Origin of the sequence: Actimicrobium sp. CCI2.3 (assembly GCF_035019065.1) — a bacterium.
Lineage (GTDB): Bacteria > Pseudomonadota > Gammaproteobacteria > Burkholderiales > Burkholderiaceae_D > Actimicrobium.
Window position 1 is genome coordinate 15,019 of record NZ_JASJWR010000022.1, and the last position, 23,933, is coordinate 38,951.

Genomic DNA, 23,933 nt, shown 5'->3' on the forward strand with positions numbered 1-23,933 from the left:
TTAACGCGCAATCGTGTTGGTACGCTTGATCTTGTTTTGCAACTGCATGATTCCATACAGCAGCGCTTCGGCGGTGGGCGGGCAACCCGGCACGTAGATGTCCACCGGCACAATGCGATCGCAGCCACGCACTACCGAGTACGAGTAGTGGTAGTAGCCGCCGCCATTGGCGCAAGAGCCCATCGAAATGACCCAGCGTGGCTCGGCCATCTGGTCATACACCTTGCGCAACGCCGGTGCCATCTTGTTGCACAACGTGCCCGCCACGATCATCACATCGGACTGCCGCGGCGACGGACGGAACACGACGCCAAAGCGATCCATGTCGTAGCGCGACGCCCCGGCATGCATCATTTCGACGGCGCAACAGGCTAGGCCGAATGTCATCGGCCACATGGATCCGGTACGCGTCCAGTTGATCAGCTTGTCCGCTGTCGTAGTAACAAAGCCTTCGTTTAGTACGCCTTCAATTGCCATGATTTATTCCCAGTCAAGGGCCCCTTTCTTCCAGATGTACCAGAACCCGACCACGAACTCGGTGATAAACACCAGCATCGTGACGAACCCGGCCCAACCGAGGTCGCGCATCGCAACACCCCAGGGGAAGAAAAATGCCGTTTCAAGATCGAACAAAATGAAAAGTATGGCGACCAGATAGTAACGAACGTCGAACTTCATCCGTGCATCTTCGAACGCTTCGAAGCCGCACTCGTAAGGCGAGTTTTTCTGGGAGTCAGGTTTGAATGGCGCGAGCACGCGACCAAGTAATTGAGGGACGACACCAACACCGATGCCGACCAAAATGAAGAGTAATACTGGGAAGTAGGTTTCGAGGTTCACGATTCGCGCAATCAGATTGAGTAATTAAGCTGATCCAAGGAAATAGATGCATCCCTCAGCAAAAAGCCAGCAGAGTATTGTACCTTGCTGGCTTCTTTTCGTTTGGTGCCGACGACGAGACTCGAACTCGTACAGCTTTCGCCACTACCCCCTCAAGATAGCGTGTCTACCAATTTCACCACGTCGGCGTGAGGCCCGTATTGTAACTGCATTCCCCCTTTTTGTTCAATGCACAAATGCATCTATCAGAGGAGGAAACGGACTTTATTTCACTTATTTCGGAATCTGTCCTGATTGACCAGCCGGTGTTGCCGGTGCCGGTGCAGGAGCTGATGGTACAGGTGCGGTCGGTGGCACTGAAGCACCCGGCACCGCAGCGGCAGGCGCTGTCGTCATGGTGTCCGTGACGCTATTGGTCGATGCGGTGCGAGTGGAACCGAAGTAAGCCAGCGCCAGCGTGGTGGCAAAGAATACCCCCGCCGCGACACCGGTCATTTTCGACAGGAAATTGGATGACCCGGTGGCACCAAACAGGCTACCCGATGCGCCCGAACCGAATGCGGCACCCATGTCGGCACCCTTCCCGTGCTGCATCAGCACAAGGCCGATAATGGTCAGTGCGGTGACGACCTGGATGATGACGATGATGGTGAGAACTGATGTATTCATTACTAGGTTTCCAATTCAGGTTTAGAGCTGTTGTCGTACTGTGTTGATGAACGCTGCAACGGCAGCGAATAGGGTTATTTTTTTATTGGGCGCTGCTTGCTGCATTGCTTGCTGCACTGCTTGCTGCAATGATGGCCAGAAAGTCGACCGACTTCAGTGCGGCACCGCCGATTAGCCCGCCATCGATGTCCGGCATCGCCATCAGTTCGCGTGCATTGTCGGGCTTCATGCTGCCGCCGTACACAATGCGGGTACCGGCTGCCGCGACGGGGTCATGCGCAGCGAGTAGTGCACGCAATGTCGCATGGACTTCCTGCGCCATTGCCGGCGTCGCTGTTTTGCCCGTACCGATCGCCCAGACCGGCTCGTAGGCAACAACAATCCGTGTCAGGTCAGCAGGTTCCAGCAAGTCGAGTACTGCCTTGAGTTGATCACCAACGACGTCCGTTGTTTGTCCGGCTTCCCGTTCGGCCAGCGTTTCGCCGACACAAATAATCGGGATCAGGCCAGCGCGCAACGCGCATACTGTTTTTTGCGCGACCAGTACATTGCTTTCGCCGTGCATTGCGCGCCGCTCGGAATGACCGACGACGGCATACTGGCTCCCAAAATCTGCCAGCATGGTGGCCGATACTTCGCCGGTGTACGCACCTGCTCCATGAGAAGACAGGTCTTGCCCGCCCCACGCCACTGCGCTGTTGACCAACTGTTGCTGACACTGCGCAAGGTACGGTGCAGGGACGCAGACTGCGATGTCACATGGCGCACCGTGACCGACTGCCGCGACGAGCTCATTGAGCAGTGCGCTATTGGCAGCGAGATTGCCATTCATTTTCCAGTTGCCGGCGACGAGCTTGCGACGCATAAGTGAACCCCGATTTTAATAACCCGCCATTCTATCCTTACGAGCTGGCACGGGTCAAACCTGCAGCATGATCTTGCCCACATGGGCACTCGATTCCATCAATGTATGCGCGTCGGCGGCCTGCTCCAGCGGGAAGGACCGGAAGATGACTGGCTTGATTTTTTTCTGTGTCAGCAGCGGCCATACGGTATTGAGCAAATGCTGAGCGATGGCGGCCTTGAACGCGAGCGAGCGCGGTCGCAACGTCGAACCGGAAATGGTGAGCCGGCGACGTAGCACCTGACCAAGGTCGAGTTCGGCTTTCGCGCCACCGAGCAACGCGATCAACGCAATGCGGCCATCATCGGCAAGGCAATTGATTTCACGCGGCAGGTAATCGCCGCCGACCATATCGAGGATCACGTCGACACCTTTGCCGCCGGTCTTGTCCTTGATGACGGCAGCGAAATCCTGGGTGCGGTAATTGATGCCCAGCTCGGCACCCAGCGCTTCGCAGGCACGGCATTTCTCCTCCGAACCCGCCGTGGCAAACACGCGATGACCGAGTGCCACCGCCATCTGGATTGCGGTTACGCCGATGCCCGACGAACCGCCTTGTACCAGCAAGGTTTCTTTGCCCGACAAGTGGGCGCGATCAAACACATTGCTCCAGACCGTGAAAAAAGTCTCCGGCAACGAAGCCGCTTCCAGCGCCGTCCATCCCGGCGGTACCGGCAGACATTGACTGATTGGTGCCACGCAATACTCGGCATAGCCACCGCCCTGCACCAAGGCACACACGAGGTCGCCTCGCAGAAAAGGCTGACCGGTCAGATCGCCACCAACGATCTCGCCAGCCACTTCGAGGCCGGGCAAGTCCGAGGCACCCGGCGGCACGGGATAATTGCCAGTACGCTGGAACACGTCGGGACGATTGATGCCGGCCGCATGGACCTTGATCAGTACTTCGCCGCTCTTGGGTACAGGTCGTGGACGCTCGCATAGCTGGAGTACTTCCGGTCCGCCGAACTGGGTAATTTCGATAGCGCGCATGGGATTGTCCTTCGTGGCATAAAAAAGTATTGTACGGCGCGGACCGCACCGTGACATTGATGTAAAAAAAACCGCCCGCAGCTTGCGCCACGGACGGTTTTTTTAACGCTGAAAGTTGACGACTTATTCGGCGAGAGGCGCGGCCAGAGGCGCGGTGACTGGCGCAGCCACCGGAGCGACCGTTCCTTCATCGCTGGCAGCTGCTTTCATCGACAGCTTGAGACGGCCACGGTCATCGGTTTCCAGAACCTTGACACGTACTTGCTGGCCTTCTTTCAGATAATCAGCGACCGCATTGACGCGCTCGTTGGCGATCTGGCTGATGTGCAACAAGCCGTCCTTGCCCGGCATGACCTGAACGATCGCGCCGAAGTCGAGCAGTTTCAGGACAGTGCCTTCGTAGATCTTGCCGACTTCCACCGACGCAGTCAGTTCTTCGATACGACGCTTGGCTTCGAGGCCGGCGGTCGCATCGACGGAAGCGATCGTGACAACGCCCTCATCGCTAATGTCGATCTGGGTGCCGGTCTCTTCGGTCAGTGCGCGAATGACTGCGCCGCCCTTGCCGATGACATCACGGATTTTTTCCGGATTGATCTTGATTGTGATCAAACGCGGAGCAAAATCTGACAGCTCGGTATGACCGATTGGTACGGCTTCCTGCATCTTGTCGAGAATATGCATGCGGCCTTCTTTGGCCTGAGCCAATGCGACCTGCATGATTTCCTTGGTGATGCCCTGGATCTTGATGTCCATCTGCAGCGCGGTAATGCCCTTGGCAGTACCAGCAACCTTGAAGTCCATGTCGCCGAGGTGATCTTCGTCGCCGAGGATGTCGGTCAGGACGGCAAACTTGCCGCCGTCCTTGATCAGGCCCATCGCGATACCGGCAACGTGTGCCTGCATCGGTACGCCCGCATCCATCAGTGCCAGGCAACCGCCGCAGACTGATGCCATGGATGACGAACCGTTGGACTCGGTAATTTCGGACACCAGACGCACCGAGTAACTGAACTCTTCGACCGGTGGCAATGCCGCCAGCAACGCACGCTTGGCGAGACGGCCATGACCGATTTCACGACGCTTCGGGGTACCGACACGACCGGTTTCGCCGGTAGCGAACGGAGGCATATTGTAATGAAGCATGAAGCGGTCGCTGTACTCGCCCATCAATGCATCGATCTTCTGTTCGTCACGAGCAGTGCCAAGCGTGGCGATAACCAGTGCTTGCGTTTCGCCGCGGGTGAACAGGGCCGAACCGTGGGTGCGTGGCAGCACGCCGGTGCGAATCGAGATCGGACGGACGGTGCGGGTGTCGCGACCATCGATGCGCGGCTCGCCTTCAAGGATCTGCGAACGGACGATTTTGGCTTCGAGGTCGAACAGGATGTTGTTCACATCAGCGCTGTCCGGTGCGACGCCGGCAATCGATGCGGCTTCTGCTTTCAGGGCTTCCATGACTTCGGACGTTGCCGTCTTCAGCTTGGCGGTACGGGCTTGCTTGTCCTTGGTCTGGTACGCATCACGCAGCTTGGCTTCGCCAAAATGGGCAACGCGTGAAATCAGCGCTTCATTCTTGGCAGCCGGTGCCCATTCGATTTCTGGCTTGCCACCGTCGCGTACCAGGTCATGGATAGCGTCGATAACCGCTTTCATTTGATCATGGCCGAACACGACAGCGCCGAGCATGACTTCTTCGGACAATTGCTTGGCTTCCGATTCGACCATCAGCACAGCAGCTTCGGTACCGGCGACAACGAGGTCGAGGTCCGATGATTTCAGCTGGGTCGTGGTCGGGTTGAGCACGTACTGACCATTGATGTAACCGACGCGTGCTGCACCAACCGGGCCGCTGAATGGCACGCCGGAGACCGACAATGCTGCCGATGCACCGATCATCGCAGCGATGTCAGGATCGATTTCAGGATTGACCGACAGCACATGAATGATGATCTGTACTTCATTCATGTAGCCTTCAGGGAACAGCGGACGGACCGGACGATCGATCAGACGCGATGTCAGGGTTTCTTTTTCGGAAGGACGGCCTTCACGTTTGAAGAAACCACCCGGAATACGACCGGCAGCATAGGTTTTTTCGACATAGTCAACGGTCAGCGGAAAGAAGTCCTGACCTGGCTTGGCATCCTTGCGGGCAACCACGGTTGCGAGCACGACGGTATCTTCGATCGAGACCATGACGGCACCCGAAGCCTGACGAGCAATCTCGCCGGTCTCCAGTGTCACTTGATGCTGACCATACTGGAAAGTCTTGGTTACTTTATTGAACACGGTGATTCCTTTCTATTTTGCCGACAGATTTTCAGGAGCTGTCGTTCACCTCACCACCACCGGGCAACGCGGACGCTGCCTGGCTTATTGCAATCTGGATGAATCCATTAAAAACAAAATGCCCGCATCGGCAAAGCCGATACGGGCATTTCAGCGATCAATAATCGGGGAAGTAATGCAACGTCCCTGATTACTTACGCAGACCGAGTTTTTCGATCAGTGAACGATAGCGCGTCGCGTCTTTACCTTTGAGGTAGGACAGCAGGCTTTTGCGACGATTGACCATCATGATCAAACCACGGCGTGAATGGTGATCCTTGGCGTGAGCCTTGAAGTGACCATTGAGTTCATTGATACGGGCTGTCAGCAGTGCAACTTGCACTTCCGGGGAGCCGGTATCGTTCAGACCGCGCGCATTGTCCGCAATGATTGCGGCTTTGCTGGATTTTTCCATCGACATGAGTGTTACCTTTCACAGGCGGTGAACGGAGTTGTCACCCCAGACACCGTGAACAGCAATAATAAAGAACAATAAGAAGAACAATAAATGCACCAGCCAGAATGGCCGGTCCCGCAGTGTACAGGAAACCCGCAGGAGTTCAAACCGGCAGAGTCGATTAAGCTATCCGATTATTTTTGCTTCCTGAGCAGGCCCATTCCATGTCTATTTTTCACCCATTGATTCTCGTCCTGGCGATGTTGTCCGGTGGTTGCGCCGCGTTGCTGGCACCACCCGTGTTACCCGGCGCAACCGAGGCCGCTGTGCTCGACAAACTCGGCACGCCGACCCATCGCTACGCGCTTGGCAACGACCACTTGCTCGAATATGCCAAAGGCCCGTGGGGTCAGCGCACCTGGATGGCACGCATCGACAGCGATGGCCGCCTGGTCAGTTATCAACAGGTGCTGACGACCGCGATGTTTGCCACGCTGGTGCCCGGCGTGGCTGACAAGCAGCAAGTGCTATTGACCATCGGTGCACCGGGCGAAACATCGCGCCTGCCACGCATCGGCATGGAAGTCTGGTCCTACGCCTACAAGGAAAGCGATGTCTGGGACTCGATGATGCATGTCCATTTCGACCAGCAAGGCATCGTGCGCCAGATGCTCAACGGCCCGGACCTGCGCTTCGATCCGGATCGCCACTTTCCGTAAGCCGACGCGTTATAACTGCGGGTTGAGCTTCTCAACCTTGGAATGCAACTTGTTGAGCGCCGACAGATATGCCTTGGCCGACGCCACAACGATGTCGAGATCCGCGCCGACACCATTGACGATGCGCCCTGCTTTCGACAATCGCATTGTCACTTCCCCCTGTGATTGCGTACCCGTCGTGATCGCATTGACCGAGAACAGCAGCAGCTCGGCACCACTGGCGGTCTTCGATTCGATCGCGTTGACAATCGCATCGACCGGACCGTTGCCTTCGCCGGTGCAACTGACTTCCTTGCCTTCGATCGAGAACACCACTTTCGCGCTTGGCTTTTCGCCGGTTTCGGAATGCTGCGACAGCGACACGAACTGGTAAAACTCGTTCTCGTGCGACTGCGCTTCATCCGATACCAGCGCCATGATGTCTTCATCGAAAATCTCGGATTTACGGTCGGCCAGTTCCTTGAAACGGGCGAAGGCGGCATTGACTTCGCCTTCCGACTCCAGCGAAATACCGAGTTCTTCGAGGCGCTGCTTGAACGCATTGCGGCCCGACAGCTTGCCCAGCACGATCTTGTTGGCGGCCCAGCCAACGTCTTCGGCGCGCATGATTTCGTAGGTATCGCGGGCCTTGAGCACGCCGTCCTGATGGATACCCGAGGCGTGCGCAAACGCATTGGCACCGACCACCGACTTGTTCGGCTGCACGGCAAAACCCGTGATCTGCGAAACCAGCCGCGAGGTGGCGACGATCTGGCTGATGTCGATACCGACATCGAGCTTGAAGTGATCGTGGCGCGTGCGCAGCGCCATCACGACTTCTTCGAGCGCCGTGTTGCCAGCGCGTTCGCCCAATCCATTGATCGTGCATTCGACCTGACGCGCGCCACCAATCATCACGCCGGCCAATGAATTGGCGACCGCCATGCCCAGGTCGTTATGGCAATGCACTGACCAGACCGCCTTGTCCGAATTGGGGATTCGTTCACGCAAGGTACGCAACATCTGGCCGTACAACTCGGGCACGCCGTAGCCAACGGTGTCGGCAAAGTTGATCGTGGTCGCACCTTCCTTGATGACCGATTCAATCACGCGGCACAGAAAATCAACATCGGAACGACTGCCGTCTTCCGGACTGAATTCGACATCATCGGTGAAGTTGCGGGCAAAGCGCACGGCCTGCGTAGCCTGCTCGAACACCTGGTCCGGCGTCATCCGCAATTTCTTTTCCATGTGCAGCGGCGAGGTGGCAATGAAGGTGTGGATACGCTTGCGTGCTGCGGGTGCCAGCGCTTCGGCAGCACGTGAAATATCCCGGTCATTGGCACGCGACAACGAACACACGGTAGCGTCCTTGATGATGCCGGCAATCGCGTGGATAGACTCGAAATCGCCTTGCGAGGCGGCGGCAAAACCGGCTTCGATGACATCGACCTTGAGCCGCTCGAGCTGGCGTGCGATGCGGATTTTTTCATCCTTGGTCATCGATGCACCGGGAGACTGTTCGCCATCACGCAACGTGGTGTCGAAAATGATGAGCTTGTTTGATGCAACCATGCGGAACTCCCTGAAATGTCGATCGGACTGGCTGGACTGCCATGGTGACATCGACGCCGGTCACGATGGCAACCCGACTGGGTGCTGAATTTTTGTGCAATCAAGAATGCGGTGTGCTGCGTTCATCGGCGATGGGCACCGTCACGGACAACGCAGTGCAACCCAAAAACTATAGGGCCGTTCGGTTGAAAGAGCAACGATTTGATCTGGCCGGCAAGCCAGCGCCGGTCAAGCAGCACTGCGCGTCCCTGACCCCGAATCCATTTGTGGCGGATAAGCGCACAAACAACATCCGGATACCTTTATTTTTTCGCGGACGAATCAGTGCTGGTATCAACGAGGCTAATCGCCTTGCCCTTGAACAGACGCCAGAAATAAATCACGTAGCCCGACAAGCCGTACGACACGAACAGGCCGAACAGCCATTTCGGTGGATCGCTCGAGACCGCGACCATGCCCAGCATGATCAGGAACGCGACGATAAACGGTACCGACTTACGCAGGTTAATGTCCTTGAAACTGTAAAACGGGATGTTGCTGACCATCGTCAGACCGCCGTACAGCGTGATGGCCCAGGCAAACCAAGACAGATCGGGACCCGCAAAACCGAGGTCATCCATCGCCCAGACAAAACCGGCCACCATCGCTGCTGCGGCCGGACTGGGCAGTCCCTGGAAATAACGCTTGTCGACCACCGCAATATTGGTATTGAAGCGTGCCAGCCGCAACGCACCGCCGGCGCAATAGACAAATGCAGCGAGCCAGCCAAGCTTGCCCATGCCACGCAATGACCACTCATAGACCACCAGCGCCGGTGCCGCTCCGAATGACACCATGTCCGACAGGCTGTCGTACTGCGCGCCGAACTCGCTCTGGGTATTGGTCATGCGGGCAACCCGGCCATCGATACTGTCGAGTATCATCGCCGCAAAAATCGCGATCGCCGCATTCTCGAAATTCTGGTTCATCCCCATCACGATGGCGTAAAAACCGCAGAATAAGGCGGCCGTCGTGAAGGCGTTAGGCAAAAGATAGACACCGCGCCGACGCAACGACTGACGCACATGGACGGCATCGACCTGCTGTTGCGGGGTGGATGATGGACGCTTGAAGCGCAGCATTTTGGCCAGCGATGAGCCGCCACGCTTGGGTTTGCGACGATGAGAAGATGCCATGCGAATTCCGTTTCGATTTTCAGCAGCGTAAAGAGTGGCCAGACCAGGAGCCTCGCGAAACCAGGTCTGCCGCTGCGCTGCTATTTTAGTCGAAGCGCACTTACTTGAACCGAATCTTGCCAATCAACTGCATGCGCAACGTGGTTTCGCCCGCTTCGAAACTGGGCTCCTCGACGGCCACGTCCGCTGCCATGCCACGCATGGATTTCATCAGCATCGGTGAATTCTCCCTCGACGTCATCGCTCCGGCACCATCGAAATCCATGCTTTCGATGACCACGTCGGCCGGATTGCGCCCCAATGCGCGCGCCACCGAACTCACCCGTTCGGCCAGGTTTCTGGTCGCCGCGACGATGCGTTCATCATCGAGCTTGCGCGCAGCAGCGTCACTGAGCGAGAACACCAGGCCATTGAGCGCCAGCACGCTCTGCGCAGCAGCGACTGTTTTCGGCAAGATGGCCAGATTGGTCGTCAACACATCGAGGTATTGCCCGACCCGCCACCCGACCGGCTGACGTGGCTTTGCAGACGCTTTTTGCGGCTCATCGGAATAGATCGGGTAGGTGTAATAGCCGCGCGTCGTCAGGACCGCCTGCGGATCGGCCTGCTTGACGATCTCGGTGCCCTGCTTCATCTTGCGGTTCACGCGGGATGCGGCCACCGCCTTGTCCTTGTCCTGCTCCTCGACCATCAGTGTGGCAAGTGCCTGATCGTTGGCGCGCTTGACTTCACCTTGCGCTGGCAGCAAGACCAGCGTGCCCGCCGAGGGCAGGACGGCCTGGGCTTGCACGCCCATGGCCAGGGCCGACAAGGCCACTCCCAACATTGCTTTGCGCAGTTGCGACATCATCATTCTCCGGGGGACAGGTAAAGGCAAAACTATACGCCAGCACTTTCTGGCCCGGCATCCACACCATGGCTGCTTACAATTGAATTGGACACGATCTTTGTCACACGGCGAAAAAAAACCGTGCAAAGGCACGGTCTTCGTGGATCACTGCCAGACGATTACTCTTCCAGCAAACTGCGCAACATCCATGCATTTTTTTCGTGGATCTGCATGCGCTGCGTCAGCAAGTCGCAGGTTGGCTGGTCGTTGGCTTTCTCGGCAATCGGAAACACGGCGCGCGCGGTACGTGCCACGGCTTCCTGGCCTTCTACCAGTTCGCGAATCATCTCTTGCGCTTTTGGCAGGCCGACGCTCGACTTGATGACCGTCAGCGCAGCGAACTGTTCGTAGGTTCCGGGTGCCGGCTCGCCCAGCGAACGGATACGCTCGGCCAGCAGATCCACGGCGGCCCACTGTTCGGTGTACATGCCCATGAACATCAGATGCAGAGTCTGAAACATCGGACCCGTGACGTTCCAGTGGAAATTATGCGTCTTCAGGTACAGCGTGTAGGTGTCGGCCAGCAGATGGGACAAACCATCGACGATCTTGGCGCGATCCTTGTCGCCGATACCAAAATCAATTACGGGTACTGCTACTTTTTTTGCGCTCATTGAGTGACTCCTGTAATGGGGATGAGGGAAATTGCTTGATGACGCGTCATGGTCTCGCAACGTCATCGGACCTGTCGATGGTAACCCGTCCGGCGCAAGTGTGTCTGCGTGCCACCTCACACAACGCTTGACCAAAAAAAAACCGCACCGAAGTGCGGTTTCCGGAACACTGGAATCGATCAGTTCTTCGATTGATCAACCAGCTTGTTCTTCGCAATCCACGGCATCATTGCGCGCAGCTTGGCACCCACTTCTTCGATCTGGTGCTCGGAAGTCAGGCGACGACGCGAGATCAGGGTTGGTGCACCGGCCTTGTTTTCGAGGATGAAGCTCTTGGCGTATTCGCCAGTCTGGATATCCTTGAGGACCTGACGCATCGCGTTCTTGGTGTCTTCAGTGACGATCTTCGGACCCGTGACATATTCGCCGTATTCGGCGTTGTTCGAGATCGAGTAATTCATGTTGGCGATACCGCCTTCATAGATCAGGTCGACGATCAGTTTCAGTTCGTGCAGGCATTCAAAGTAAGCCATTTCCGGGGCATAACCGGCTTCTGTCAGCGTCTCGAAACCGGCCTTGATCAGTTCGACTGCGCCACCGCACAACACGGCTTGCTCGCCGAACAGGTCGGTTTCGGTCTCTTCGCGGAAATTGGTTTCAATGATGCCGGCACGACCGCCACCATTGGCCATCGCGTACGACAGGGCGATGTCACGTGCGATACCCGACTGGTCCTGGTAGACGGCGATCAGATGAGGAACGCCGCCGCCCTGGGCGTAGGTCGAACGCACGGTATGGCCCGGAGCCTTCGGTGCAATCATGATGACGTCGAGGTCGGCGCGCGGCACGACTTGACCGTAGTGCACATTGAAGCCGTGGGCGAATGCCAGCACGGCGCCTTGCTTGGCGTGCGGTGCGACGTTTTCGTTGTAGACCTGGGCGATGTTCTCGTCCGGCAGCAAGATCATGATGATGTCGGCGGCCTTGACTGCCTCATTGACTTCCGCGACCTTCAGGCCGGCGTTGACAACTTTGTCCCACGACGCGCCACCCTTGCGCAGACCCACCGTCACGGTGATGCCTGAATCATTGAGGTTCTGGGCGTGCGCATGGCCTTGTGAACCGTAGCCGATGATGGCGACATTCTTGCCTTTGAGCAGGGACAGGTCGCAGTCTTTGTCGTAAAAAACGTTCATGATATTTCCTTGAATTATTTGTTGGTATGGAATTGCTTTGATGGGGGACTACTTCACGCCTTGAGGATGCGCTCGCCACGACCGATACCGGAACCGCCGGTACGCACCGTCTCGAGTATCGAGGCGTGGTCAATCGAATCAATGAACGCGTCGAGCTTGGTCTTGTTGCCGGTCAGCTCGATCGTGTAGGTTTTTTCGGTCACGTCGATGATGCGTCCACGGAAAATATCAGCGGTACGTTTCATCTCTTCGCGCTCCTTGCCTACGGCCCTGACCTTGATCAGCATCAGTTCGCGTTCGATGTGCGCGCCTTCGGTCAGGTCGACCACTTTCACGACTTCGATCAGGCGGTTCAGATGCTTGGTGATCTGTTCGATCACGTCATCCGACCCATTGGTGGCGATGGTCATCCGCGATAGCGTCGGGTCTTCGGTCGGAGCGACCGTCAGCGTTTCGATGTTGTAGCCACGCGCCGAAAACAGACCGACGACGCGGGACAGCGCACCTGCTTCATTTTCCAGAAGTACGGAGACAATATGACGCATGATTACAAATCCTCCGATCCAAGCAGCATTTCAGTGAGGCCTTTTCCGGCTTTCACCATCGGCCAGACATTTTCGGTTTGATCCGTAATGAAGTTCATGAACACCAGCCGGTCCTTCATCGCAAACGCTTCTTTCAATGCGCCATCGATATCCTTCGGATCTTCGATCTTCATGCCGACGTGGCCATAGGATTCGGCCAGCATCGTGAAGTCCGGCAGCGAATCCATGTACGACTCGGAATAGCGGCCGTTATAGTCGATCTTCTGCCACTGTTGCACCATGCCGAGCACGCGGTTGTTGAGCAGGATGATCTTCGGCGTCAGGTGATATTGCTTGCAGGTTGCGAGTTCCTGAATACACATCTGGATCGACGCTTCGCCGGTGATGCAGGCGACGGTCGCATCAGGATTCGCCATCTGCACACCCATTGCATACGGCAAGCCGACTCCCATCGTGCCAAGACCACCGGAGTTGATCCAGCGACGTGGCTTGTCGAAACCGTAGTATTGTGCGGCCCACATCTGGTGCTGGCCGACATCCGAGGTAATGAACGCATCACCTTTGGTGATATCCCATACTTTCTGGACCACCGATTGCGGCTTGATGACGATATCGGAATTGGTAAACTTCAGGCAATCCTTGCCGCGCCACTCGTTGATCTGTTTCCACCAGCTGGCCAGAGCAACCTGACTAGGTTTTTGTGCCGCGGCGTCGGCTGCATCGAGCTGGGCCAGCATTTCCTGCAGCACATCGCGTACGTTACCAACGATCGGAATATCGACCTTGACGCGCTTGGAAATCGACGATGGATCGATATCAATATGGATGATCTTGCGGGCCACCGATGAAAAATGCTTGGGGTTACCGATCACGCGATCATCGAAGCGCGCACCGATGGCAATCAATACATCGCAATGCTGCATCGACATATTGGCTTCATAGGTGCCGTGCATGCCAGGCATGCCGACGAAATTTTCGCTCGTTGAGCGATAAGCGCCCAGACCCATCAGGGTGTTGGTGCACGGGAAGCCAAGGCGATCGACCAGCTTGTTCAGTTCGGGGGACGCATTGGCAAGGATCACGCCACCGCCGGTGTAGATCATCGGCCGTTCGGCATTGAGCAGCAACTGAACCGCCTTGCGGATTTGACCCGAATGGCCCTTGTCGACAGGCTTGTACGAGCGCATTTCGATTTCCTTCGGATAGTCATACACGCACTTGTGCATGCTGATGTCCTTCGGAATATCGACCAGCACCGGACCGGGACGACCGGTCGTGGCGATGAAAAAAGCCTTCTTCATCGTCAATGCCAGATCCTTGACGTCCTTGACCAGGAAGTTGTGCTTGACGCATGGTCGCGTGATACCGACCGTATCGCATTCCTGGAAGGCATCCTGACCAATCGCATGGGACGGCACCTGCCCGGAGATGATCACCATCGGGATCGAATCCATGTAGGCCGTCGCCAATCCGGTAACGGCATTGGTCACGCCGGGCCCGGATGTCACCAGGGCCACACCGACTTTGTTGGAACTGCGGGAATAAGCATCGGCGGCGTGAATGGCCGCTTGCTCGTGACGTACCAGGATGTGCTGAAACTTATCCTGGTTATAAATAGCGTCGTAAATATAAAGTACTGCTCCGCCCGGGTAACCGAACACGTGTTCGACCCCTTCTTCGGCGAGACAGCGCACGACGATTTCGGCACCGGTCATTTCTTTGCCGGTGTCATTCGTGGTGTCATTGCGTGGTTCGGCATTCAATTTGTAACTCATACAACATTCCTTTCAAGGTCCATTGGAAATTGATCGGATGCTTTTTCCTGGCGAACCCGGTACGACAGCAAACGGCCTCTGGCTTTCCTTTGTTGTGCGGTCCCACGATCGTCGACATCTTCCCTGGAAGATGCCTCAAGCATGGTTAACGCGACTCGTTCGGCCGGAGGGTCAATCACTTCAGTACGGGGTTCTCGCGCTTGTGGCACGGGTCAAAGCAAACAGCCTTAATGGTAAAGCGCGTCTCGCCGCCGGGCCATGTTGTGCAGGGCATGCGGCCAGACCATAATCCTCTGCGATGCGAGAGGGAGAGACAAGGTAATGCGTTGCCTCATTAAGGTCAAGTTAAAACAGCCGCGAATACCCGCGTTTTCAGGCACCAGACGTAAATATCGTGCGCAGATCATCGAATTTTGCTAGCATGCGCACAGTTTTCGGCAAGGCAGCAGCAGGCTGCCAAGCGCATCCACACCCACTGACTTTTCTGGCGATACAGGCAACGGAGCGCCTCCTTGCATGGCAACTGATAAAGAACTTTCCGACTTCCTTGAAAATGTAGAACGACGGGCATTCAAGCAGGCTATTTACGCGGTCCGCAAAGAAGAGTCCGCGCTCGACATCGTGCAAGATGCGATGATCAAATTATCACAAAGTTACGGCGACAAACCGCCCGCCGAGCTTCCGCTGCTATTCCAGCGCATCTTGCAAAACACCATCCACGATTACTTCCGTCGTGAAAAAGTACGCAATACCTGGGTCACCCTTTTTTCCAGCATGACTGGCAATGGCGACGCGGGCGACGAGTTTGAACTGCTCGACCATTACAACGCTGAAGACAATGCGCAATCGTCGGAATCCGGTGCGGATAAGTTGCAGCGGGAACAGACGCTCAATGCCATCGATCACGAAATACAAAAACTTCCGGCCCGTCAACGCGAAGCATTTCTGATGCGTTACTGGCAGGACTTCGACGTCGCCGAAACGGCTGCTGCCATGGGGTGTTCCGAAGGAAGTGTGAAAACGCACTGTTCGCGCGCCAGCCATACCCTGGCCCAAGCACTAAAAGCCAAAGGAATTACGCTATGAATACCCGGGAATTAAATTTCGCCTACAAAGTAAGACACGCGTTAAATGAAAATCTTGACAACCTGCCGAAGGCAACAACAGACCGACTCGCTGCCGCACGCAAGAAAGCTCTGTCTGTAAAACGTCAGGACTCGCCGTTAAAAGTGTTTGCCACTGAACACGCACTGGCCGGAGCCGCAGCAGGATTGATCAGCAAGACATCACCCTGGTTCAACCGCATCGGTTTGATTCTTCCACTGCTGGCATTGGTGGCGGGTCTGTCAGGGATGTACCAATTCGAAAAACAGCAACGCATTAGCGACACGGCTGAAATTGATGCAGCGGTCTTATCGGACGAGTTGCCTCTGTCGGCCTATCTGGACAACGGTTTTAGTGCCTATCTGGCAAAGCAGACAAACTGATCATGACCCGCGGCACCACCACGACCACCAGAAAACGCTGGCTTATCGCCGGCCTGCTGGCAACTGCCGTGCTGGCGGGACTGGTTGCCGTTGTCTTTCCATTCATCACTGCACAACCGTTCACTGCACAGCCGGTCACTACACAGCCGGTCACTACGCAGCCGGTCATCAATGAGGCAACACCCCCTCTGGCAAAACCCGCTGCAAAATCCATCGAGCCCGACACACGGCCAAGGTGGAATGAATTGACTCCGATCCAGCAAAACGCACTCGCACCACTAGCGGCGGAATGGAACAAGATCGAAGTATTCAGAAAGAAGAAGTGGCTCGAGATCGGCAATCGCTACGTCAACATGAGTGCCGAAGAGCAATCACGGATGCAGGAGCGCATGCGCGAATGGGCCAAACTGACACCAGATGAACGACGGGTTGCGCGTGAAATTTACACCCGCACCAAAAAACTTGATGCGAGCCAGAAATCTGCCCAGTGGCAGGAATATCAGCAGTTACCCGAAGATCAGAAGAAAAAACTGGCCGAGAGCACGCCTGCAAAAAAACATGTTTCGAATCTGCCGATGCTATCGGCCGGCAGCAAACCGGCAACCGTACCGAAGCAGTTTGAAAAAGCCGTTGCTGAACAACCCGCCGTGACGTCTTCACCGGCCTCTGAAGTGTCACCCTTGGCTGTTCCTCAGCCTCCTGCACCTCCAACAGCAGTCACTCAATAAAGCCCGATGCCGGATTCCTCCTCGTCACTCCCCTTGGCACCGCCGTCTGTCCTGCGCCGCCTGGCAGTCATGCTCTATGAAGGCATGCTGTTATTCGGTGTGCTGTTCATCGCTGGCTGGTTGTTCGGCACACTGCTGCAACAACGTCATGCACTCTATTTACGCGGCGTCCTGCAATACTGGCTGTTCTTTGTCATGGCGGCCTACTTCATCTGGTTCTGGAGTCATGGTGGCCAGACGCTGGCAATGAAAACCTGGCGAGTACGCCTGGTAGCAGCAGATGGCTCTGCGGTCTCGGTACTCCAGGCAACCGCGCGCTTCCTGCTGAGCTGGCTATGGGTCGTACCCGGTTTGATGCTGGCATGGCGTTTTCAGGCGCAGGGCTGGATGCTGGTAGTCATTCCCGCGGCCAACGTCGTGATCTGGGCTGGCCTGTGCTGGCTCGATCCGTCCCGGCGATTCATGCACGACCGACTGGCTCGTACAAAGCTGATCGGTGTCCCCGATCTGAAGAAAAAATAAACCTTGTGATCGGGATACCGTACCGCAGTAATTGCCTTCGATACACTAAAAAAAATCGAACTAAGCCAGTCCCATCCACCTCATCGCTTCCGGTGCGATGAACCGTTCTATGACGCCAATCAACAGCGCCATGCGCGGCGACGCAGCAAACCACCGCACATCCGGTACTGGCAGGACAGAGTGATCCGGCGACTGACCCGCTGGCTACTAGTATTTCAAGGACTGGCCGTCATCGGTCTTGGCGTGGGACTGCTGAAACTGGCACATCTGCCGCACCCTTGGCTGGCCTTGGTGCTCAGTATCGGTCTGGTCGTCGCCATCCGGCTATCGATCACCGTCGGCGGGTTCATCCTGGCCTGGCGCTATCGCAGTGAAACTCCCGCACCTTTTCGTATTGGCCTGGGCATGACCGTACGCTTGATCGGCAACGAGTTCGGTGCCAGCATGCTCAGCGCGAGCTGGAACATGCCGTTCTTCCAGGTCGGGAAGCGGCCAGCCGCACAACCGGAAGGCCACTCGGTCTTGCTCATCCACGGCTATGGCTGCAACAGCGGTTACTGGCGCTCAATGAGCAAAAGACTCAGCGCAGCCCACATCACGCACCACGGAATCGATCTTGAACCGGCGCTAGCCAGCATCGATCACTACCTGCCTGCCATCACCGAGGCGATCGAGACACTCGCACGCGACAGCGGCTGCGACCAGGTGATCCTGGTCGCCCACAGCATGGGAGGCCTGATCAGCCGTGCCTGGCTCAGCGAGCATGGCGACAACCGTATCGCCGCCATCATCACGCTGGGTACGCCGCATCACGGCACGGCATTGGCACGCAGTGGAATCGGCATCAACGCACGCCAGATGTGCTGCGCTGCCGACCAGACACCGAGCCCCTGGCTGCAACAACTGCAACGCAGGGAGGCCGGGCGAACCGTCAGCTGGTTCGATTCGATCGATTCGATTTATTCCCATCACGACAATATCGTTTCGCCACAATTGTCGGCCCATCTTGATGGCGCGACCAACTTCGCCGTGTCAGGCATCGGTCATGTCTCACTCGGCATGGACCGTCGCGTACAAGATCATGTCATCGCGCGGATCAGGCAGATTGCGATATCGCAGAGAGTCCACCAAAACAGGTCGCCAACATGAAATCGACGATCTGCGCATCGCTATGCACGCCCATCATCTTCAGATAATCGACGCTCGGATCACACGACCGGGCATAAATGGTCAGCAAGATGACTTCGACCGGCAAATTCTGATGCAACTCGCCAGCGGCACGCGCCGCCTCGATCAACCCCGCCAGCAACTCATTGAGATCCATGACCCGGCTGATGTATTTCGGATTGTCGAGCAGCGAGTCACGCAGAAATTTATTGTCCGACGGTAGCATCGGCAAACCGCCCTGCAACCGTACTTCGAGTGCCCAGCGCAAGATGCCACGCAACTGATCGATGGCGGGCATCTCGGATGGCAAGGCGCGCACGTGCGCAAGGGTGTTTTCGATCAGGCGGATCATCGCCGCCGCCGCAAGGGATTCCTTCGACGAAAAATGCTTGTAAAGACTAGCCTTGGCAATCCCGACCTCCGCAGCGACCTCATCCATCGTCATCAAGTCATACCCTTTGCGCGCCAGCAAACCATGGACCGCATGGATAATTGCCGCCTCCCTGACGAGAAGTTGCTGCTGCTTGAAAGTGAGTTTTTGGACAGGAATCATCGACACATTTTTTAGAAAACACAAAGGAATATTGAACTTCAACGATTATATGACACCTTAACAAGTAGGAATCCCGATTGCTTGTAGCTCCGCTTGTAGCTCCGCTTGTAGCTCGCTTGTAGCTCTATTAACAGGCAAAGCCGCGCCATGCGTTCACCAACATCAAAGGAGCATCATGAAACCAGCCCTATTGCCCACCCTCCTTCTCTCGGCCACGTTGACCTTTTCAATCGGTGCTGCCAGTGCCACGGACCTGGTTGAAACCGCCTCCACTGCCGGCAGTTTCAAAACGTTTCTTGCGACCGTCAAGGCAGCAGGCATGACGGACTCGCTACGTACTCAGGGGCCCTTCACAGTGTTTGCACCCAGCGACGAAGCCTTTGCGAAACTGCCCGATGGTACCGTCGAGACGATGATGAAAGACAAGGCAAAGCTGGCGCAACTGATCTCCCATCACATTGTCCCCGGCAAACTATTGGTCGCTGAAGTCAAGCCTGGTCCCTTGCAAACCATCCAGGGCGACTCCGTCAAACTCACCTCCGACAACGGCATGGTAACCGTTGACGGAGCCCGCGTGACATCCAGCGACCTGAAAGCCGACAACGGCGTGATCCAGATAATCGACAAGGTAATCCTGCCCTGATAGCTCACCGTTGATCGTCAAGGTAGCCGGTCGCAAACCGAATATTCGATGGTATGCTGGCCGCAAAATTTAGCCGGCGACCCTCCATGACGATGCAACAAAAAGTACCGCGCCGTACCCGCGAACGTATCCTCGACCTTTCATTACAACTGTTCAACGAATTCGGTGAGCCCAACATCACGACCACCGTCATCGCCGATCAGATGGGTATTTCGCCGGGTAACCTGTACTACCATTTCCGAAACAAAGACGACATCGTCAATTCCATTTTCGTGCAGTTTGAAGGCGAAATTTCTCACATGCTGGCGGTGCCAGATAGCCGCCACCCGACCATCGAGGATGTCTGGCATTACCTGCATCTGATGTTTGAACTGGTATGGCGCTACCGCTTTTTTTATCGCGACCTGAGTGACCTGCTATCGCGCAACCGCAAGGTGGAAGTCGACGTCAAGAACATCCTCGCCCACAAAAACCACGTTGCGCGTCACCTGTGCATCGGGTTACGCAATGATCAAGCCCTGGAAGCTGACGACCTCGAGATTGATGCGCTGGCGACCAACATGGTCGTCGTCGCAACCTACTGGCTCTCCTACGAATACGTCAACAATCCCCGCAAGTACTCCGAACAACAAGCCAGTGCCGATGCACTGGTACGCGGCTGCTATCAGGTGCTGTCGCTGATCCGGCCTTATTTGCGTGGCGAGACGCAAGTGCGCTTTGACAAGCTGGCCGCTGACTACCGAAAGAAATTGACATGACATCTCCAATTCAATCCCTGTGTGTTTACTGCGGTGCCTCCAGCGGCAACTCTGCGCACTATGTCGATGCTGCCCGTTTGATGGGCAAGGCACTGGTCGAGAACAACATCGCACTGGTCTACGGCGGTGGACAGATTGGTCTGATGGGTGCCATTGCCGATGAAGTCATGCGTCTTGGCGGCGTCGTCACAGGTGTTATCCCGCAAGCCTTGCTTGGCAAAGAAGTCGGTCATCCGGGACTAAGCAAGCTGCACGTCGTCAAAGACATGCACGAACGCAAAGCGATGATGGCAGAGTTATCCGACGGATTCATTGCCATGCCGGGCGGCATGGGAACGATGGAAGAATTGTTTGAAATGCTGACATGGTCGCAGCTAGGCTTTCATGACAAGCCGGTCGGACTGCTCAATGTACTCGGGTTCTATGACGGCTTGATCAGCTTCGTCGATCACATGGTGACTCAAGGTTTCCTGCGTTCACATCATCGGCAACTACTGATGCAGGACACCTCCGCTGTCAGCCTGATTGGCCAGCTGCTTGACTACCGTCCTGGCCAGATCGCCAAATTGCTCAACGATGCGTCGGCCAAAAAGCTGTTGCCCTGAATGGGCAATCTACGCGAACTACCCTAGCGCCTGACGGAAATCCTGTACCAGATCTGCGGTGTCTTCGATACCGACCGAGACCCGAATCAGTGATTCGGCGATCCCCATTGAAGCCCGTCGTTCGGCACCCATTTCAAAAAAGATCGTATGCGCAACCGGGATAACGAGCGTGCGGGTATCACCCAGATTGCTGGCAGGGATCGCCAGACGGAGCCGATTCAGGTAGTCGAAACAATCGACATCGGCACGCAACTCGAAACTGAACAAGCTGCCAAAAGCGCGGAATAACTCTCCGGCCAGCGCATGCTGCGGATGCGATGGCAAGCCCGGATAATGGACCGCAGCAACCCGTGGGTCGGCTTCCAGCATCTGTGCCACGGCGGTCGCATTCGCGCATTCACGATCCAGGCGCAGCGCCATCGTCTCGGCACCCACCGACAAATGATGCGCCGCCTCCGGGCCTAGCGATCCGCCAAAGTCACGCAAGGCTTTGGCGCGCAGTTGCGCCAGCCCCCACTGCCGTGCCGGCGCGCGCTTGTAGTTATCGAAAATATTCGGATACGTGGACCAATCGAACAATCCGGTGTCGGTCAGGCTGCCGCCCAATGCATTGCCATGCCCGCCAATCGATTTGGTCAGCGCATTGACCACCAGGCTGGCACCGACTGATTTGGGGCGGAACAGATACGGCGACGTCATCGTATTGTCGACCACGTAGACGATCCCGCGCGCCGCGCACAGCGCACCGATGCGTTTGAGGTCGGCGACCTGCGTGCGCGGGTTGGCGATGGTCTCGACAAAGACGACACGGGTCGACGGCGTCAGCGCGGCTTCCACCAAAGCGACATCCGTGGCGTCGACAAAACTGACATCAACCCCTTGCCCGGCCACAGTCTGCCACAGGCTGTTCGTATTACCGAACAAGAATGCCGACGACACCACATGATCGCCCTCACGTAACAAGGACTGCACGATCGCAGCAATGGCAGCCATGCCAGTGGCGAAACAAATGCTGCCCTGACCGTCTTCCATCAGCGTGATCTTGTCTTCCAGTGCCGACACGGTCGGATTGCCCTGGCGACCGTAACGGTAGCCAGGTTGCTTGCCCTGGAAGACCGCCGCCAGTTCGCGTGCATCCTTGTAGCCGAACGCGACTGACGTGTGGATCGGCTTGTGCAGCGCGCCGTGCTCGATCGGCTTTTGGCGATCGCTATGCAAGATGGTGGTGGTAAAGCCGTAGTTGCTGGTATCGGTCATGTTGGAATGAAGAATGAACTGCTGGAAAATACCTTACCGCGAAACAGCCATTCGGACGACATCCGAACGGCTGCTCAAGATCGCCGGTGCTAGTCGACCTGGGCGAGATTCAGGTTCAATTGCGAACGGACTGCATCATCGTTTTCAGGCAACGGATTGTTGCGGGCGAACTCGATCCGGTCGAGATAATCACGTGAGATATCGCCAGTGACATACACGCCGTCGAAACAGGACGCTTCAAAATTGCGCAGCGCCGGATTGATGTCGGTAATCGAGCGTTTGAGCGCGTCGAGGTCTTGATACACCAACGCATCAGCGGTGATTTCGCGACAGATCTCTTCGTTGCTCCGACCGTAGGCAATCAGTTCGTGACGCGTTGGCATGTCAATACCATAGACATTCGGAAATTTAACCGGTGGCGCCGCCGAGGCAAAAATCACGCGTTTGGCACCGGAGTCGCGCGCCATCTGAACAATCTCACGGCTTGTGGTGCCACGTACGATCGAGTCATCAACCAGCAAGACGCTCTTGCCCTTGAATTCCGAACCGATCGCATTGAGTTTCTGGCGCACTGATTTGCTGCGAATCGCCTGCCCCGGCATCAGGAAGGTACGGCCGATATACCGATTCTTGATGAAGCCTTCGCGATAGTCGAGGTTCAGTTTCATTGCCAGTTCCATTGCCGCCGGGCGGGAGGAATCAGGAATCGGCATCACCACGTCGATATCGCCGGCGGTAAATTCACGCTTGATTTTTTCGGCCAGGTACTCGCCCATTTTCAGGCGTGCGGCATAGACCGATGCGCCATCAATCACCGAATCCGGACGGGCGAAATAGACAAATTCGAAAGCACACGGATTGAGGGTCGGGTTCTCGGCACATTGCTGGTTATAGAGGTGTCCATCATTGTCGATGAAAATCGCCTCGCCCGGCATCACGTCACGCAGGAAGCGAAAGCCAAGACCTTCGAGCGCAACCGATTCACTGGCGACGACGTATTCGGTGCCCTTGCTGGTGTCATTGATGCCGATGCACAGCGGACGAATCCCGTACGGATCGCGAAACGCCAGCAATCCGTAGCCGGAAATTTGCGCCACCACCGCATAGGACCCGCGAACACGCTGATGCAGCACGGCCACGGCCTTGAACAACGCAGCCGGATCAAGCGAATAGCCACTGGTCGCTTGCTGGATTTCATGCGCGAGGACATTGAGCAGCACCTCTGAATCCGACGTGGTGTTGATGTGCCGACGATCGTTCTTGAACATCTCGATCTTCAACTGTTCCCAGTTGGTCAGATTGCCGTTGTGCGCGAGCGTGATGCCGAACGGCGCATTGACATAGAACGGCTGGGCTTCTTCGGCACTGGATGAACCAGCGGTCGGATAGCGGCACTGACCGATACCGATATTGCCCTGGAGCGAGCGCATATTGCGGGTGCGGAAAACATCACGAACCAAGCCGTTGGCCTTGTGCATGTAAAACATGTTTGCATGACTGGTTGCGATACCTGCTGCATCCTGACCGCGATGCTGCAACAACAGCAGTGCATCGTAGATCAGTTGGTTGACAGGACTATGGGAAACGACGCCGACGATGCCACACATGGTGGACT

General features: G+C 56.4%; 26 protein-coding genes and 1 tRNA gene. 9 read left to right on the plus strand and 18 right to left on the minus strand.

The genetic code is table 11. The annotated features are described in order from the left end of the window. The 8 genes from QN370_RS13070 to rpsO form a co-directional block, all read right to left on the minus strand. Nucleotides 1–477, minus strand: coding sequence for an NADH-quinone oxidoreductase subunit B family protein (locus QN370_RS13070; RefSeq protein WP_322125031.1), 477 nt, complete (start codon nucleotides 475–477; stop codon nucleotides 1–3). A 3-nt stretch (nucleotides 478–480) separates the two neighbouring features. After that, entirely contained in the window at nucleotides 481–840 is a 360-nt protein-coding gene (locus QN370_RS13075) for an NADH-quinone oxidoreductase subunit A (protein WP_322126956.1), read from the minus strand. Between the two features lie 103 nt (nucleotides 841–943). Further along, nucleotides 944–1,028 (minus strand) — tRNA-Leu (locus tag QN370_RS13080). An 85-nt stretch (nucleotides 1,029–1,113) separates the two neighbouring features. Continuing rightward, entirely contained in the window at nucleotides 1,114–1,509 is a 396-nt protein-coding gene (gene secG / locus QN370_RS13085; RefSeq protein WP_322126955.1) for a preprotein translocase subunit SecG, read from the minus strand. 82 nt (nucleotides 1,510–1,591) lie between these two features. Beyond that, entirely contained in the window at nucleotides 1,592–2,374 is a 783-nt protein-coding gene (gene tpiA / locus QN370_RS13090) for a triose-phosphate isomerase (RefSeq protein ID WP_322126954.1), read from the minus strand. 54 nt (nucleotides 2,375–2,428) lie between these two features. Beyond that, a complete protein-coding gene (locus QN370_RS13095; protein WP_322126953.1) occupies nucleotides 2,429–3,406 on the minus strand; it encodes an NAD(P)H-quinone oxidoreductase in 978 nt (325 codons plus the stop codon). Between the two features lie 123 nt (nucleotides 3,407–3,529). Further along, nucleotides 3,530–5,695 (minus strand): polyribonucleotide nucleotidyltransferase, encoded by a 2,166-nt coding sequence (gene pnp / locus QN370_RS13100; RefSeq protein ID WP_322126952.1) that lies wholly within the window; start codon nucleotides 5,693–5,695, stop codon nucleotides 3,530–3,532. 190 nt (nucleotides 5,696–5,885) lie between these two features. Then, nucleotides 5,886–6,155: a 30S ribosomal protein S15 gene (gene rpsO / locus QN370_RS13105; protein ID WP_009664417.1), complete on the minus strand. Its 270-nt coding sequence runs from the start codon at nucleotides 6,153–6,155 to the stop codon at nucleotides 5,886–5,888. A gap of 200 nt (nucleotides 6,156–6,355) precedes the next feature. Here rpsO and QN370_RS13110 point away from each other — a divergent pair, with 200 nt between their 5' ends. Further along, nucleotides 6,356–6,850, plus strand: a complete 495-nt coding sequence (locus QN370_RS13110; RefSeq protein WP_322126951.1) for a hypothetical protein — start codon at nucleotides 6,356–6,358, stop codon at nucleotides 6,848–6,850. 9 nt (nucleotides 6,851–6,859) lie between these two features. Here QN370_RS13110 and QN370_RS13115 read toward each other — a convergent pair whose 3' ends face one another. From QN370_RS13115 to QN370_RS13145, 7 genes are all read right to left on the minus strand, one after another. Then, nucleotides 6,860–8,404: a 2-isopropylmalate synthase gene (locus QN370_RS13115; protein ID WP_322126950.1), complete on the minus strand. Its 1,545-nt coding sequence runs from the start codon at nucleotides 8,402–8,404 to the stop codon at nucleotides 6,860–6,862. Between the two features lie 302 nt (nucleotides 8,405–8,706). Further along, nucleotides 8,707–9,579 (minus strand): CDP-diacylglycerol--serine O-phosphatidyltransferase, encoded by an 873-nt coding sequence (gene pssA, locus QN370_RS13120; RefSeq protein WP_322126949.1) that lies wholly within the window; start codon nucleotides 9,577–9,579, stop codon nucleotides 8,707–8,709. Between the two features lie 100 nt (nucleotides 9,580–9,679). Next, nucleotides 9,680–10,426: an SIMPL domain-containing protein gene (locus tag QN370_RS13125; protein WP_322127241.1), complete on the minus strand. Its 747-nt coding sequence runs from the start codon at nucleotides 10,424–10,426 to the stop codon at nucleotides 9,680–9,682. 161 nt (nucleotides 10,427–10,587) lie between these two features. Further along, nucleotides 10,588–11,082 (minus strand): Dps family protein, encoded by a 495-nt coding sequence (locus QN370_RS13130; RefSeq protein WP_322126948.1) that lies wholly within the window; start codon nucleotides 11,080–11,082, stop codon nucleotides 10,588–10,590. Between the two features lie 179 nt (nucleotides 11,083–11,261). Next, the gene (gene ilvC / locus QN370_RS13135; protein ID WP_322126947.1) at nucleotides 11,262–12,278 is read right to left on the minus strand and encodes a ketol-acid reductoisomerase; all 1,017 of its coding nucleotides are present in this window, start codon (nucleotides 12,276–12,278) and stop codon (nucleotides 11,262–11,264) included. A 53-nt stretch (nucleotides 12,279–12,331) separates the two neighbouring features. Beyond that, nucleotides 12,332–12,823, minus strand: coding sequence for an acetolactate synthase small subunit (gene ilvN / locus QN370_RS13140; protein WP_322126946.1), 492 nt, complete (start codon nucleotides 12,821–12,823; stop codon nucleotides 12,332–12,334). A gap of 2 nt (nucleotides 12,824–12,825) precedes the next feature. Further along, a complete protein-coding gene (locus QN370_RS13145; protein ID WP_322126945.1) occupies nucleotides 12,826–14,598 on the minus strand; it encodes an acetolactate synthase 3 catalytic subunit in 1,773 nt (590 codons plus the stop codon). 516 nt (nucleotides 14,599–15,114) lie between these two features. Here QN370_RS13145 and QN370_RS13150 point away from each other — a divergent pair. The 5 genes from QN370_RS13150 (at nucleotide 15,115) to QN370_RS13170 (ending at nucleotide 18,484) form a co-directional block, all read left to right on the plus strand. Beyond that, complete coding sequence (locus QN370_RS13150; RefSeq protein ID WP_322126944.1) at nucleotides 15,115–15,684, plus strand: RNA polymerase sigma factor; 570 nt, start codon at nucleotides 15,115–15,117, stop codon at nucleotides 15,682–15,684. After that, nucleotides 15,681–16,085: a DUF3619 family protein gene (locus QN370_RS13155; RefSeq protein ID WP_322126943.1), complete on the plus strand. Its 405-nt coding sequence runs from the start codon at nucleotides 15,681–15,683 to the stop codon at nucleotides 16,083–16,085. Before QN370_RS13150 ends, QN370_RS13155 begins: the two co-directional genes overlap by 4 nt. 68 nt (nucleotides 16,086–16,153) lie before the next feature. After that, nucleotides 16,154–16,813 carry a DUF3106 domain-containing protein gene (locus tag QN370_RS13160; RefSeq protein WP_323581733.1) on the plus strand — a complete coding sequence of 220 codons (660 nt, stop codon included), beginning with the start codon at nucleotides 16,154–16,156 and terminating at the stop codon, nucleotides 16,811–16,813. A gap of 6 nt (nucleotides 16,814–16,819) precedes the next feature. Then, nucleotides 16,820–17,335 carry an RDD family protein gene (locus QN370_RS13165; protein ID WP_322126941.1) on the plus strand — a complete coding sequence of 172 codons (516 nt, stop codon included), beginning with the start codon at nucleotides 16,820–16,822 and terminating at the stop codon, nucleotides 17,333–17,335. 180 nt (nucleotides 17,336–17,515) lie between these two features. Further along, on the plus strand, nucleotides 17,516–18,484 hold the full coding sequence (locus tag QN370_RS13170; protein WP_322126940.1) for an esterase/lipase family protein: 969 nt from the start codon (nucleotides 17,516–17,518) through the stop codon (nucleotides 18,482–18,484). On the opposite strand, the gene QN370_RS13175 is transcribed toward QN370_RS13170, so the two are convergent. Continuing rightward, a complete protein-coding gene (locus tag QN370_RS13175) occupies nucleotides 18,432–19,055 on the minus strand; it encodes a TetR/AcrR family transcriptional regulator (RefSeq protein WP_322126939.1) in 624 nt (207 codons plus the stop codon). The genes QN370_RS13170 and QN370_RS13175 overlap by 53 nt on opposite strands. 175 nt (nucleotides 19,056–19,230) lie before the next feature. On the opposite strand from QN370_RS13175, the gene QN370_RS13180 reads away from it, so the two are divergent. From QN370_RS13180 to QN370_RS13190, 3 genes are all read left to right on the plus strand, one after another. Then, on the plus strand, nucleotides 19,231–19,698 hold the full coding sequence (locus tag QN370_RS13180) for a fasciclin domain-containing protein (RefSeq protein ID WP_322126938.1): 468 nt from the start codon (nucleotides 19,231–19,233) through the stop codon (nucleotides 19,696–19,698). Nucleotides 19,699–19,790: 92 nt separating this feature from the next. After that, nucleotides 19,791–20,456 carry a TetR/AcrR family transcriptional regulator gene (locus QN370_RS13185; RefSeq protein WP_322127240.1) on the plus strand — a complete coding sequence of 222 codons (666 nt, stop codon included), beginning with the start codon at nucleotides 19,791–19,793 and terminating at the stop codon, nucleotides 20,454–20,456. A gap of 8 nt (nucleotides 20,457–20,464) precedes the next feature. Then, nucleotides 20,465–21,061 carry a TIGR00730 family Rossman fold protein gene (locus tag QN370_RS13190; RefSeq protein ID WP_322127239.1) on the plus strand — a complete coding sequence of 199 codons (597 nt, stop codon included), beginning with the start codon at nucleotides 20,465–20,467 and terminating at the stop codon, nucleotides 21,059–21,061. 18 nt (nucleotides 21,062–21,079) lie between these two features. On the opposite strand, the gene QN370_RS13195 is transcribed toward QN370_RS13190, so the two are convergent. Both QN370_RS13195 and purF read right to left on the minus strand, forming a co-directional pair. After that, nucleotides 21,080–22,318 (minus strand): cystathionine gamma-synthase family protein, encoded by a 1,239-nt coding sequence (locus QN370_RS13195; protein ID WP_322126937.1) that lies wholly within the window; start codon nucleotides 22,316–22,318, stop codon nucleotides 21,080–21,082. Nucleotides 22,319–22,407: 89 nt separating this feature from the next. Then, on the minus strand, nucleotides 22,408–23,925 hold the full coding sequence (purF, locus tag QN370_RS13200) for an amidophosphoribosyltransferase (RefSeq protein ID WP_322126936.1): 1,518 nt from the start codon (nucleotides 23,923–23,925) through the stop codon (nucleotides 22,408–22,410). Between the last annotated feature and the right edge of the window lie 8 nt (nucleotides 23,926–23,933).